Source organism: Ensifer oleiphilus, assembly GCF_013371465.1.
Taxonomy (GTDB): Bacteria; Pseudomonadota; Alphaproteobacteria; order Rhizobiales; family Rhizobiaceae; genus Ensifer; species Ensifer oleiphilus.
The window spans coordinates 319,163-331,498 of sequence record NZ_JABWDU010000003.1 but is presented as its reverse complement, the minus strand read 5'-3'; the positions used below and the strand labels follow the sequence as shown (position 1 = coordinate 331,498).

The following is a 12,336-nucleotide window of genomic DNA, read 5'->3' as shown; positions in this document are numbered from 1 at the left end:
CCCGTCCGCATAGGCGGCAGCTGAGCGGCGCGATGTCGTTTGCTGCGCCAAGTGGACATTTTAAGAAATTTAATTTTCTTATACGAAAAATAATTTGATTGATATTTCCGACTGTGCAAACTTGGCGCCGTTCGCTCCGCGGCGCTCAGTCGAAATCCGCCCCACCGCTTGCCGGAGAAAACAGTGACCTGAACCAGCGCAAATCGGCGCCCTGTGTCGGCTGCCGTTTCCGCATGTTTCGCAATGTTTGCCAGACGCAGTCGCGCGTGTGGCGGTCCGGGCGCGTGCGACCCGGGCATTAATGTGATCTGATGAAAGAGGCCTGACATGACGAAGGAAGTTGAATGGGCGCGCATGACCGCACCCAGCCTGCGCGAAATCGCCGGTAAGCCGGGGGCGCTCGCCATCCTGCCGATTGGCTCGCTGGAGCAGCACGGGCCGCACCTGCCGGTCATTACCGACACTGCCAGCGCATCGGCAGCGGCAGTTCGTGCCGCCCGTCTCGTCGCAGATGATATCCCGGTCGCCGTTCTGCCTGGCCTCTGGCTCGGCATGAGCGAACACCATTTGCCCTTCGGCGGAACCATCACGCTCGACTACGATACGCTCAGCCGCGTCATCCGCTGTATCGTCCGCTCGCTGAAGACATCAGGTTTTTCGCGGCTGTTCATCGTCAACGGCCATGGCGGCAACATGGACCCGCTCGCGGTTGCCGTGCGGGAGCTGGCGGTCGAGTTCGCCATGCCGATCGTCGCCACGACGCCTTGGATGCTGGCGCCGGAGGAGACGGGGAAGATCTTCGAGGTCGATACCGGTGCGCATCATGCCTGCGAAGGTGAGGCGTCGGTCATGCTGGCGATCGCTGCCGACGCGGTGAAGACCGAGATGTTCGGCCAAGCCTACGGCAACCAGCAGCATCCCGTCGATGTGCCGGCGGACGTGTCGCGGTTCTATTCATTCTCCGAGCGTGCGCCGGTGACTGGCACCTGGGGCGATCCGCGCAGTGCAACGGCCGAAAAGGGCGAGCGCTTCCTCGACCTGCAGGCGGGTGAACTGGTCAATCTGATCCGCAATGACGTGCTCTGGACCGCGCCAGACCCGGTCTGGGCACCCGGTCGCGGCCTCGGAACAACCGCCGGCAAGGCCGATTGAGCAGCCGGCGAGACATTTTCCGGACATTTCGCATTCCATTTCTGAGGGAGAATACGCCAATGACACTGAAATTCGCGCGGACGCGCAGGACTGTTGTTTCCCTGTTTGCTGCAACGATGCTTTCGGGCCTCGCCCTGACACCGGCCATGGCCAAGACGCTCGTTTACTGCTCGGAAGGGGCGCCCGAGGGCTTCGATGCCGCGCTCTACTCGGCCAACAGCACCTGGGACGCTTCGGCCGAAACGATCTATGACCGCCTGACCGAATTCGAAAGCGGCACGACCAATGTTATTCCGGGCCTCGCCGAAAGCTGGACGATTTCCGACGACAATCTCGAATATACGCTGAAACTGCGCGAGGGCGTGAAGTTCCAGTCGACGGACAACTTCACACCGACGCGTGATTTCAACGCAGACGATGTGCTCTTCACGTATCATCGCCAGCTGGACAAGGACGATCCCTGGAACAGCTATTTCCCCGGTGCGAACTGGGAAATGTTCAACGCGATGGACATGCCGTCGGTGATCAAGGACATCGTCAAGGTCGACGAAAAGACCGTCAAGTTCGTGCTGAAGCAGCCGGACGCGTCGCTTCCCGCAAAGCTTGCCCTGAACTTCGGCTCGATCATGTCGAAGGAATATGCCGACAAACTGGCGACCGAGGGACGACGTGAGGACCTCGACCGCAAGCCGGTCGGAACCGGACCGTTCCGCTTTGTCGACTACCAGCAGGACGCGGCAATTCGCTTTGCGGCCAATGCGGATTATTGGGACGGCGCGCCGAAGATCGACAACCTGATCTTCGCGATCACCACCGATCCGACGACGCGCATGCAGAAGCTCCAGGCCGGCGAATGCCATGTCGCGCCGTACCCGGCACCGGCCGACATCGCTGGACTGAAGGCAAATGCGGACCTGACCGTGTTGGAACAGCCGGGTCTCAACGTCTCCTATCTCGCCATGAACACCCTGGTCGCACCGTTCGACAAGCTGGAGGTGCGCCGCGCCATCAACATGGCGATCGATCGCACGGCGATCGTCGATTCCGTCTATCAGGGCATGGGACAGATCGCCAAGAGCGTCCTGCCGCCGACGATGTGGGGCTATAACGGCACCATCGAGGGCTACAGCTACGATCCGGAGGCGGCAAAGAAGCTACTGGACGACGCCGGCGTCAAGGATCTGAAGATGAAGATCTGGGCCATGCCCGTCAGCCGTCCTTATATGCCGAACGCGCGCCGCGCGGCAGAACTGATGCAGGCGGACCTTGCCAAGGTGGGCATCGGCGTCGAGATCGTTTCCTACGAATGGGGCGAATACCTCAAGAAGTCGCGGGACAAGGCGCGCGATGGCGCCATCATCCTGGGCGGCACGAGCGACAACGGCGATCCTGACAATCTGCTCAGCTACTTCTTCAGCTGCTCCGGCGTCGGCGGCAGCAACAATGCCAACTGGTGCTCCAAGCCGCTCGACGAGATCTTGCAGAAGGCGCGCACCAGCGCGGATCAAGGCGAGCGCACGAAACTCTACGAAGAGGCACAGGCCATCATCAGCGATCAGGCGCCCTGGGTGCCCATCGCCCACTCCACGGTAGTGCTGCCGATGTCGAAAAAGGTGAAGAACTATGTGATGGAGCCCTTGGGCTCGCACCGCTTCGAAAAGGTCGACATCGAGGAATGAATCCCCGCAAAAACGGCCCGCAGCCCCGGCTGCGGGCCGAACCTCGAACAGGTCCTCCACCCAAATCGCATTCATGGCGACTGCGGCGATCGAGACGATGGTCGGGATCGAAACTATCAAAGGCCGAGGCGAGGCCGGTAAATGTTGCGCACGAATGCTGGCGGTCGGCACGAAGGAGATCACTGTCTGCGCCCCCAACTGTCCCATCCACGGCTTCCGGACTACAGCACCTCCAAGGCGGCGATCACGCTGCTTTCCAAAGCCCTTGCCCGGGAATTCACGCCGAAGGGCATCGGCATTAGGCACGGATCGAACATTGGCCTGATGAAGAGGTTCGCAGTTCGGTACAGTTCAAAGGGGCAGATCTTCAATATTTCTTCTTGCGGACGATCTTGTTGCCGCGTGGTCCACTGATGACAGGTGTTCTGTCACGGTTTTCAGAAACAAGACTTCGCCAACGTTCAACGCGGTCGGCGGCCAACGTGCCGCTTTTGACAGCTGCCTGGACCGCGCAGCCTGGTTCATGCGCATGGGTACAATCGCGAAATCGGCAAAGCGGTGCCAGTTCCTTTATGTCTGAAAAAAGCGTGTCGATCCCATCGGTGATATCGCTGACGTAAAGTGTTCTGATCCCAGGCGTATCGATGACCCAGCCACCGCCGGGGATGGCATGCAGCGAGCGCGCTGTCGTGGTATGGCGGCCTTGCGCGTCATGTTCGCGAATAGTCCCGGTTTTCTGCTTTGAGTCAGACGCAGGTCCGGTCAGCGTGTTCACCAACGTCGACTTTCCAACTCCGGACGATCCCACCAGGGCGATCGTTTGGCCAACGCCGCACCAGGAACTCAAAAGGGAGCTTGCATCGGCAGAGCGCCCGTTCAGGGCGACGACAGCTAGATCATGCTGCAAAGCCTCGGCTTTGGCCTGAAACAGGCCAACGTCGTCCGCGGTGTCAGCCTTGGTCAACACGATGACCGGTTTGCTGCCCGCCTCGTTTGCCATGATGAGGTAACGTTCAAGCCGATCAACATTGAAATCGGCGTTGCACGACGTCACGATCAACAATGTGTCGATGTTGGCAGCAACAAGTTGTTGGACACGACCGACCTCCGGGCGACGCCTAAACACGGTTTTCCGGTCAAGCCGGCGGACAAGCATGTCGGACCGAGGATCGGCAAGCACCCAATCGCCCACCGCGAAGTCAGCCGTATTGGCATTGGCAGGTAGCTCTAGCCTGACTGACCCCGTGGCGCCGATTGCCTCGACGCGTGCCCGGTGAACCGACGCGACGCGCTTGGGCACGAGGTCTGCTTCGGTCGGCTTTACCTGATCCGCAAAAAAGTCAGACCAACCAAGCAATTCCAACGCTGAGTGGAGACACGAGTTCGTCAAATTTAGCTTCGCCTTTAATTTATGCGGGATTGTTGCCTAGCCGCGCTTATGATCTCGCTTTGGCAAAGACTTTGCGTAAGCAGCAGCCTCGCCGGAGTAGGGGAAATCGTCCCCTAAGTGATGGTCACCATCATATACTTTGAAAGTTGGTCCATCGACTTCGACGATCTTATACCCATTCACGTATTCAAACTTTGGCGTTTTCCAACCCATAAATGCGCTCCAGTCTCGGTCCAGTGTTTCCAAACTCTGAAGATGATGTCCGGCTCTCATACTTCGTGGTCTATCGCAGTATCACGTGCGTGCACAAAAGACGAACTGGCCAACGTCGGTTCGTATCCTCTCAAGAGCCCCCGATGATCTTGCACCGAAAATGGAGTGATGAAGCAGATTGGGTTTTCATAGGATCCAGAATTCTTTTTCGCCGATCGGTTCGAGTGCCGTAGCGTTGTCAGCTACGGCCAAGTGAAAAACGAACTCGAAATCTTACCCGGCGTTCCGTGTGAAATTGCATCAGCTAACGCTTGGGCTGTGCTAAGCACAAGCAATGGGATTCGGGGTTTTCATTCATCGCTCAGATTCGATCTACGACGACAGCCCAGCGGAACAGTACCAGTTTCCAAGCCAATATCTTGGACGGGTGCGGGCCTGTCTCGGCGATTGGATCATCTACTACGAGCCGCGCAAGGTTGCTGCGACACGCGGTTACTTTGCTGTTGCCCAGGTGGCCGAAGTCATCCCGGACCCAAAGGCGGCGGGCATGTATCTCGCGCTCATAAAACCCGGTAGCTATCTCGACTTCATCAATCCGGTTCCGTTCAGTGGAGCCGAGGGGGTGGTTGAGCGCGGCGTTCTGAATGACGTGGGCCGGATATCGGGCAGGGCGCAGTCTGCGGTAAGGCCTGTTTCGAGCGCGGACTTCAATCGCATCGTCGGCATTGGCCTCAATGAGCAAGAACCAGAATTGCCTCGGACCGGAGAATTGGACTCCAGGTTCTCGGTTGAGGGATTGGGCGAAGGCGCACAGGCGCCGTTCCTGTTCGAGCAGGAGCGTGATCGCGTCACACAGCTCTCGTCACGAATTGTGCGTGATCGGTTGTTTCGCCGTCTCGTCGTTCAGGCTTACGACAAACGCTGTGCGATCACAGGCTTGAAGCTCATCAACGGTGGGGGACGCGCCGAAGTAGATGCGGCGCACATACGGCCCGTCGGAGAAAATGGACCCGATATCCTGACCAATGGGATCGCGCTGTCAGGTACCGCACATTGGATGTTCGACCGTGGCTTAATCAGCCTTTCCGATGATCTTGACATCCTGGTTTCGAGGCATGCTAACGATCGAGACAGCATTCAAGGGCTCATCAACAGGTCTGGTCGTGCGATCGTGCCAACGCGGACGTTCGAGCGGCCGCATCCGCATTTCCTGCGCTGGCATCGAGAGAACTGTTTCAAGCAATAAAAGATGGCGCAGAGCACGGTACGCCTCGCAAGATGTTTGAAGCCGTTCCAGATGATTAGTCGCCAAATCCGAGCGTAAAATTGCCGTCGCTCAGGTTGGCGGACGACCACGCCAGGCCAAGTTGGGGGCGTTGAGCGTCCACGGCAAGGCGAAGGCCGTGGTGCCTTTAGCACTGTTGAGCGCATCGGATTGCCCTTGGGGTCCTTCTGTCCCGGGCGCCACGCGGGACAGCGCCAACGACCGCAAACCGTGTGAAGCGATCGTGGCGTCTCGATCGCAAAGGGCGCGCGCTGGTTTTCCTCCAGCTCCACATTTCTCCGAATGCGGAAGGTTCCAACCTATTTGCCTCCCATTGACGTGAGCATTTTTCACGACAATAGGATCGGGCAAGAAAATGTGGTAAGCGCCAGCCAAAATGGAGAATGATCGTGAGTGAGCCGAGCGTAGAAGATGCAACAAACCGCATTTATGAATCGCTGCAAGCGGACAATGCCGACATCGATGTCCATATCGCGGCCCTCAAGGCCGCGTTGGTACGGACGGGATTGAAAGAGGCCGTGTTCGACCCTGTCAAGCTCGTGCAGAACAATCGCTCTGGCAGGAAGCTTATGCAGGCCTACTTTCGCCAGCGCGGCGTGACGGTGAAGTTCTCGGCTTGATGAAGCGCCCACTGTCGCCAGACAGGCAGCATTAGGACGGCCGGATTATCCCCACATGCCTTCACCCAAGTTTTGACCTCGGGCGTGAATTGAAGTGTAGCCTCCCTTCCGGGGTGGCTCGACCAACGACGTCATTCGGGGATTGGAGAATCGCCATCGAAATTGCGCGCTCGCTGCTTAGGGCGGGTAAGTGAGGGGCGAGGTTCCGAAAACCTCGTCGTCGGCGATCAGCAAGCAGAAGAGTGGCGGGATCGCGAAGCGCCGACTACGCCACTACGATCGGGACTTTGTTTGGCGATGCTTTGACCCGGTTGTAGAGGTCGATGACGTCCTGGTTGATCATGCGTACGCAACCCGACGATGCTTGCGTGCCGATGGTCCACCACTCGGGTGAGCCGTGCACGCGATAGCCGGTGTCGTTGCCGTCCTTGAAGATATAGTGTGCGCGGGCGCCGAGCGGGTTGTCGAGGCCACCCGGCTGGCCGCCCGTCCATTTGACCAGCTCCGGCTTGCGCGCGATCATCTCTTTGGGTGGCGTCCAGGTCGGCCATTCCTTGGTGTACTGGATTTGCGCGCGGCCGGTCCATTCGAAGCCGGCCTTGCCGATGCCGACGCCGTAACGGACCGCCTCGCCGCCTTCCTGTACCCAATAGAGATGCCGCTCGTTGAGCCGCACCACGATTGTGCCCGGCGCCTCGCCGGTCGGGTCGATAACGATCTGACGACGGAATTCGGGCTTTACCTTCTGGAAGGGGACTGCCGGGATCACGAAGCCATTGTCGATCAGCGAGGCATACATCGAACTATTGTCGGTGATGTTGCTGTCGACGCTGATCGGTGGGATCGGCCGGATGGACCCGGTCGGCATGTGGTCAACGCCCCCAGGCGACATACCGCCGGACGGCTCGATTGTTCCCAACGACGGGAACTCGAGTGTCTGCGAGCAGCCGGATGCGCCTAGGAGGGTCATGATACCGAGACCCGAAAGCACGGAGCGACGAGAGACGACGGAGCCGGATTCCCGCATGGGGTCGGAGGAAAGTGTCTGGTCTTGCGGCTTACGCATACATTCTTACCCCAACGAACAGTCGGCATCATGCCCACCGGATGAGCCGCATTTTCATCATTCATGGTTAAGAAGGCGTGAAACCTTTACCGCCCGTGCCCACCTATCGGTGAGTTCGACATGCCGCTCGTACACCGATGGTGATGATGTTGGCCGTAGGGAGCCTTGATCAGAGTAGGCTCTGCATCCGTAGCCTAGGATGTGACTGCCGATAAGATCCCTTTTTCGGATTTTGCCAAGCGTCGAGATACTGCCCGTCGAGCTTCAGACGATTAGGTCCACCCACGCCGCATTTTCGTAATCTCTACGGTTCGAATCCGTTCGGCGAGGTACAACGATTTGGCGATTTGTTCCGAAGTCGCCCAAAGTCGGGTCAAACTGAAGGACTGCAGCGGGTGGATTGGGGCCTTCCCATAGGTCGGTACTTCGCTGAAGCGGTGCAGGCGAGATGATTTACCGTTTCGCAATATGTTCCGCGATGTGAGCGGCATCATCTCCGACGCCAGAAAGGTGCGAGGACCTCATGGTGTGCATGTCACGGAGACCAAGGAAATAGAACCCAGCACAGCGGGTCACCCCTCGCGTTTGGACCGGTCTCCCAAGTTCATCGAGGACTTTCGGCTTTACTATTCCGAAGTCATATCGAAAGCCAGTGCACCAGATGATGGACGTGATGCCAGCGCTTACCATATCCAGTTCCCCAATGGGTTTGATCAATTCGGACGTGGAGGAAAGCGTCTCTTCGGCTGGATCTTCCGCGGGCATGTTCAAGCCATTTGTGTGAGCATAGTCCCGCATCATGCTTGTGAGTTTGCTGTAGCACGCCTCGGCCAAATCGAGATTGCTTTGCAGGTCCGGAGCGAAGAACAGTTTGGTATCGAGAACGCCCCGCAGTTTTCCGACCGCAACCACTCCGTCGGCTGCAATTTTCCGCAGATGGATGTCATGACCGCCTCCGACACCCGTGACATGAGGGCTGAAGCGCCCGTTGCGAGTTTCTCCGGCCGGTTGACGAAGGATACCCAGTACGTCCAGCCACCAATAGACGTCACGCCCGCCAAACCGCCTCGGAGTTCTTTGATGGCGACCCACGGAAAGGTATGTCCGACGTCCGTTGGCATTCAATTCCTCGGCGATCTGCAGACCGGACGCCCCACATCCCACAACCAACACAGCACCCGGAGGCAATTGCTTCATGGATTTGTAGTCCCGGGAATGAACCTGAGTAACCATGTGCGGGATGAACTGGCCGACACTTGGAATGACCGGAGCGTGATATGGGCCGATGGCCAGCACAACGTTTACGGCTTGCACCACGCCATCGTCACTCGCGACGAGGAAGCGCTCCGAGGTTTCTTCCTGCTGGATGGTCCGGACTTCAATGCCCTGCCGAACCGGCGCTTCAATTTCGTCAGCATAGTCGTCAATGAATCTGACCACATCATCTTTCGATGAAAAGCCGTCAGGATCAGCGGCTGGATAAGGGAAGCCCGGAAGCTTGATGGACCAGTTGGGAAACTGGAACATCAAAGAATCCCAGCGCTCGCTACGCCATCGCTCGGCAATCCGCGCACGTTCAAAAATAAGATGCTCTCGACCGAGCCTTTTCAAGTGGAAGCTAAGCGCAAGGCCCGCTTGCCCGCCGCCCACGATCACCGTTTCGACGATTTCCGCCATGGCTAGCTCTCACCTAGAGAGATTATAAGCTATCATGTTGAAGTCGCAGGTTCCATCCGGCTTGTCCTGGCGCCGATTTTTCGCGCACCTTTAGAAAAGGACGGTCCGCAATGGGTCGAGTGCAGCGCTAGCTTTGTAGATTTGCGAGCATTGGGAGCAGTATCGCACCCTACATCGCGGCTTACGTGGTGACAGCGGGTCCGATTCGCATTCTGCAAGGCGACCAGATATGGCTTTTCGAGTTCGGCGACGAGTAACATCGACCGCGAGCCACTTCTTTGGTTGCCGTGGGTTCGCGTCCTTTCAACAGCAAGTCGACGCGGTTCGATACCGTTCAAGGCGCGAGCTTCACCTGACATTTGCCATAAGCGACCTCCGTTCGGCCAACGTCTGCCGAAATTCAGCATGCCTGGGGCAGAGCCTGTCTGGGGTGTCCTTGCTCGCGATGGAAGATGCGGATAGCTAGAACGACGCCAACGACAAGAACACCAACGCCGGCGGTTTCAATTTCCGTGGGCCAGCGCGCGTGAACGACAAGCCCACCGATGACGCCGAAGGCCGTCTCCGAGACGATTAGTTGCGCCGCCAACGCGACAGGCAAACGTCGGGACGCGACATTCCATGCCCACGCCCCGGCGACCGTCGCAATTAGCGAAAGGGATGATCCCCAAAGATAGAGGGAGCTTGCGGAGCTCCACCCGAAGCCGAGTGTCGGAAGCTGGAAAAGCCCAAACACAGCGCCGATCGGAAACAAGACGAGCATCTGGATGCCGCCGGCCACCAGTATGAGCGCAGACCAAATGCCGAGCGGCATATCAGGTCGGACGGCCAGCGCTGCCTGATTGGCGATGGCAAACCAGACCCAGAGCGCAACGGCTGCGAGAGCCAGCATAATGCCGATCCAGACCGACCGGTCCGATCGCAAGCTTTCGGTCGTGAAGGCGGGGCCGTTCACCAGGAGGAGGCCAACCAAGACCAGCCCGAGCGGTAAAATCAGGAGGTGCCAGGAAAGTGATCCCTCACGCCGATTGCCAACGATTGCCAGGACGATTGGCACGAGGCCGAGAAAGGCAGGTGCGACGACCGGCCCACTGAAAATGGCTGCTCCGGTCACCGTCAGAAAGTAGCCGACATAACCGATGAAGGCCAATCCTGCCGTTGCAAGCCAGTTTCGGAGCGTGAGGTGGCGCAAAATGTCCTTCTTCGACACCAGAACCATAGCGCCAACCAATGCCGCGACGACATGGCGGACAAGGGCGAAATCGAATGTGGTGTAGTCACCGATAATGAAGGGAACGATGAAGTTGAGCGAAAAGCCAAAGGCTGCGAAGAGGGCTGCAAATACGCCGACGGTGAATTGTTTGTCCATGGTGTGATCTACCTAACCTGAAAATCAGAGGGCCTTAGCCGATGTCCTTGGCGGGCAAAGCATGGAGGGGTGGCAGTTATCGGGATGACACAGTCGTTCCCCGCGCCGCAGGCGCGCAGCATGTCTGCTCGGTCCCTCGAGACGGCTGTTGTTATGAAGGCGGTGCTCGACCGATACTCACGGGGTGGTCCTTTCTCCATTGCCGCGACAGTTTTGTGCACCTCCCTCTCGGTAGAGGCTATGCAGTTCAGCTTAGAACTGTAACGCTCTTGCGAGAATTGCCATCGCTTGGCGAACACTCAACCGTTTGACGGCATAATCAGGCATATCTGGTTATGGGTACCGCCGCGCGGTCCGCTGTTGACGTGCTTCTGTTGCGGCGTCTATGGTCTCGGAGATCAGAACGGGTTGAAATCGCTGCACTAGCGAATTCGTCGCGCCGGCAAGCCCTGCAGGCTTGCGAGGATCGAGCGCCTGCAGGGCTTGGAAAGTCAAATCTCAACCGCTGCCTGAGGTGTGTTTCGAAAGCTGATCGCCATCCTGTTGTAAGCATTCATGAGGCTGATCGCGATCGTGAGGTCGGTAATCTCGCGTTCGTTGAACTCCGTGCGTGCAACCTCATAGGCTTCGTCCGGGACACCCGTCTCGGCGACGCGTGTGACTGTTTCGGCCCAGGCAAGAGCTGCCCGCTCACGCGGGTCAAAAAGATTGCCTGCTTCGCGCCACGCTTGCACCAACACGATCTTTTCGACCGGCTGGCCCTTCTTGAGAAGCTCGCGTGTGTGCATGTCGAGACAGTAGGCGCAATTGTTGATTTGCGAGATCCGAAGATAGACCAGTTCCACAAGACTAGCGCGAAGACCGCTCTGCTGGATGTATCCATAGACACCACCAAGGGCTTTGACTCCTGCCGGTGCGATCTGGTTGTAGTCGAGACGCTTGCTCATTCTTCTGCTCCTCAATTCGGGCCTACTTGATCGGGGTGGTGAGTGCTTTTTCATTCGTGTCTGCGACGAACACCGCAAGAAGCCTTGCCGGCGTCGTCTTGCTCGCATTGCGACTTATGAGGTGCTTGGCCGCAGGCGGCTCGTACCAGCTCTCGCCGGCGCGATAGGTCAGCGTCGGTCCGTCGTTCACCTTGGATTTGATCTCTCCGGAGAGAACATAGGCGAAGATGAACGACGACTTTGCATGGCTGTGCGGAACCGACGCCCCGCCCGGGGGATAGTCGACGATCAGGGCCGTCAGCGTCTTGCCCGGTATGTTGGGGATCTGATGCTCGAAGTGGGGCGTGACAACGTCGCCGGTGTCGTGTGCGGTTGCAGGAATTGCCGATACTACGGCTGCAAGAATTGCGCCTGCGATCATTCGTGCGCTCATGGTGACAGTCTCCTTGTTTGGTTTTGGAAGGCGAGGCCGCACCCATTGCCAGGGCGGGTGTTCGCCATTGGTCGCCAGGCAAACCGAAAGCTGCGCCTGGTGCCGAGATGCTGGCGCTGCTCCTTTCGGCAACGCGCCCGCCTGACGGTCAGACCAAACCGATGCGGAGCACGTCCGCCGCCTGGAGAGCTGCTGCGCGATAGTCACTCAACGGTTGGATCCACATGGTGGTCAGAATTCGTTCAGGCATTTCTTTTCCTCCGACAAGGCTTTGCCATCGGTCGGACAGGGTCCAGCCGCAGGGCGATTGCCGCTTTGATGGTTGTCTCCGGGTCGGAGACGGTACCCGCGATGATCTCAGTGTCGCCGCTAAACTAAGACTAAGTTAGTCGTAGTAATTCGGCAACGGCGATTCCAGCCAATTTGGAAAACGCACTGTCAATGGAGGGAGGACGGCAGAGGGCTTGCAAAATCGGGGCTTCGATGATATCTCCGACAAAATTTG

At 58.2% G+C, this 12,336-nt stretch carries 10 protein-coding genes; 4 read left to right on the top strand and 6 right to left on the bottom strand.

Annotated elements, in window-relative coordinates:
- The first annotated feature begins 327 nt into the window (after positions 1-327).
- Entirely contained in the window at positions 328-1,152 is an 825-nt protein-coding gene (locus HT585_RS14250; RefSeq protein WP_176353560.1) for a creatininase family protein, read from the top strand.
- A gap of 59 nt (positions 1,153-1,211) precedes the next feature.
- Entirely contained in the window at positions 1,212-2,831 is a 1,620-nt protein-coding gene (locus HT585_RS14245) for an ABC transporter substrate-binding protein (protein WP_210270418.1), read from the top strand.
- A gap of 367 nt (positions 2,832-3,198) precedes the next feature.
- On the opposite strand, the gene rsgA is transcribed toward HT585_RS14245, so the two are convergent.
- The gene (gene rsgA, locus HT585_RS14240) at positions 3,199-4,251 is read right to left on the bottom strand and encodes a ribosome small subunit-dependent GTPase A (RefSeq protein WP_343214023.1); all 1,053 of its coding nucleotides are present in this window, start codon (positions 4,249-4,251) and stop codon (positions 3,199-3,201) included.
- A gap of 517 nt (positions 4,252-4,768) precedes the next feature.
- On the opposite strand from rsgA, the gene HT585_RS14235 reads away from it, so the two are divergent.
- A complete protein-coding gene (locus HT585_RS14235; protein ID WP_176353558.1) occupies positions 4,769-5,680 on the top strand; it encodes an HNH endonuclease in 912 nt (303 codons plus the stop codon).
- 425 nt (positions 5,681-6,105) lie between these two features.
- Complete coding sequence (locus HT585_RS14230) at positions 6,106-6,339, top strand: hypothetical protein (protein WP_176354167.1); 234 nt, start codon at positions 6,106-6,108, stop codon at positions 6,337-6,339.
- 265 nt (positions 6,340-6,604) lie between these two features.
- On the opposite strand, the gene HT585_RS14225 is transcribed toward HT585_RS14230, so the two are convergent.
- From HT585_RS14225 to HT585_RS14205, 5 genes are all read right to left on the bottom strand, one after another.
- Entirely contained in the window at positions 6,605-7,405 is an 801-nt protein-coding gene (locus tag HT585_RS14225) for a L,D-transpeptidase (RefSeq protein ID WP_176353557.1), read from the bottom strand.
- Positions 7,406-7,858: 453 nt separating this feature from the next.
- On the bottom strand, positions 7,859-9,082 hold the full coding sequence (locus tag HT585_RS14220) for an NAD(P)-binding domain-containing protein (RefSeq protein ID WP_176353556.1): 1,224 nt from the start codon (positions 9,080-9,082) through the stop codon (positions 7,859-7,861).
- A gap of 400 nt (positions 9,083-9,482) precedes the next feature.
- Positions 9,483-10,451, bottom strand: coding sequence for an EamA/RhaT family transporter (locus HT585_RS14215; RefSeq protein ID WP_176353555.1), 969 nt, complete (start codon positions 10,449-10,451; stop codon positions 9,483-9,485).
- Between the two features lie 491 nt (positions 10,452-10,942).
- Complete coding sequence (locus tag HT585_RS14210) at positions 10,943-11,398, bottom strand: carboxymuconolactone decarboxylase family protein (RefSeq protein WP_176353554.1); 456 nt, start codon at positions 11,396-11,398, stop codon at positions 10,943-10,945.
- Between the two features lie 22 nt (positions 11,399-11,420).
- Entirely contained in the window at positions 11,421-11,831 is a 411-nt protein-coding gene (locus HT585_RS14205; protein WP_176353553.1) for a cupin domain-containing protein, read from the bottom strand.
- Between the last annotated feature and the right edge of the window lie 505 nt (positions 11,832-12,336).

Bases quoted from the DNA above. Each gene is read 5' to 3' on its own strand.
- HT585_RS14210 (WP_176353554.1), bottom strand. From the start codon at position 11,398: ATGAGCAAGCGTCTCGACTACAACCAGATCGCACCGGCAGGAGTCAAA.
- HT585_RS14215 (WP_176353555.1), bottom strand. From the start codon at position 10,451: ATGGACAAACAATTCACCGTCGGCGTATTTGCAGCCCTCTTCGCAGCC.
- HT585_RS14245 (WP_210270418.1), top strand. From the start codon at position 1,212: ATGACACTGAAATTCGCGCGGACGCGCAGGACTGTTGTTTCCCTGTTT.
- HT585_RS14225 (WP_176353557.1), bottom strand. From the start codon at position 7,405: ATGCGTAAGCCGCAAGACCAGACACTTTCCTCCGACCCCATGCGGGAA.
- HT585_RS14220 (WP_176353556.1), bottom strand. From the start codon at position 9,082: ATGGCGGAAATCGTCGAAACGGTGATCGTGGGCGGCGGGCAAGCGGGC.
- HT585_RS14250 (WP_176353560.1), top strand. From the start codon at position 328: ATGACGAAGGAAGTTGAATGGGCGCGCATGACCGCACCCAGCCTGCGC.
- HT585_RS14205 (WP_176353553.1), bottom strand. From the start codon at position 11,831: ATGAGCGCACGAATGATCGCAGGCGCAATTCTTGCAGCCGTAGTATCG.
- HT585_RS14235 (WP_176353558.1), top strand. From the start codon at position 4,769: ATGGGATTCGGGGTTTTCATTCATCGCTCAGATTCGATCTACGACGAC.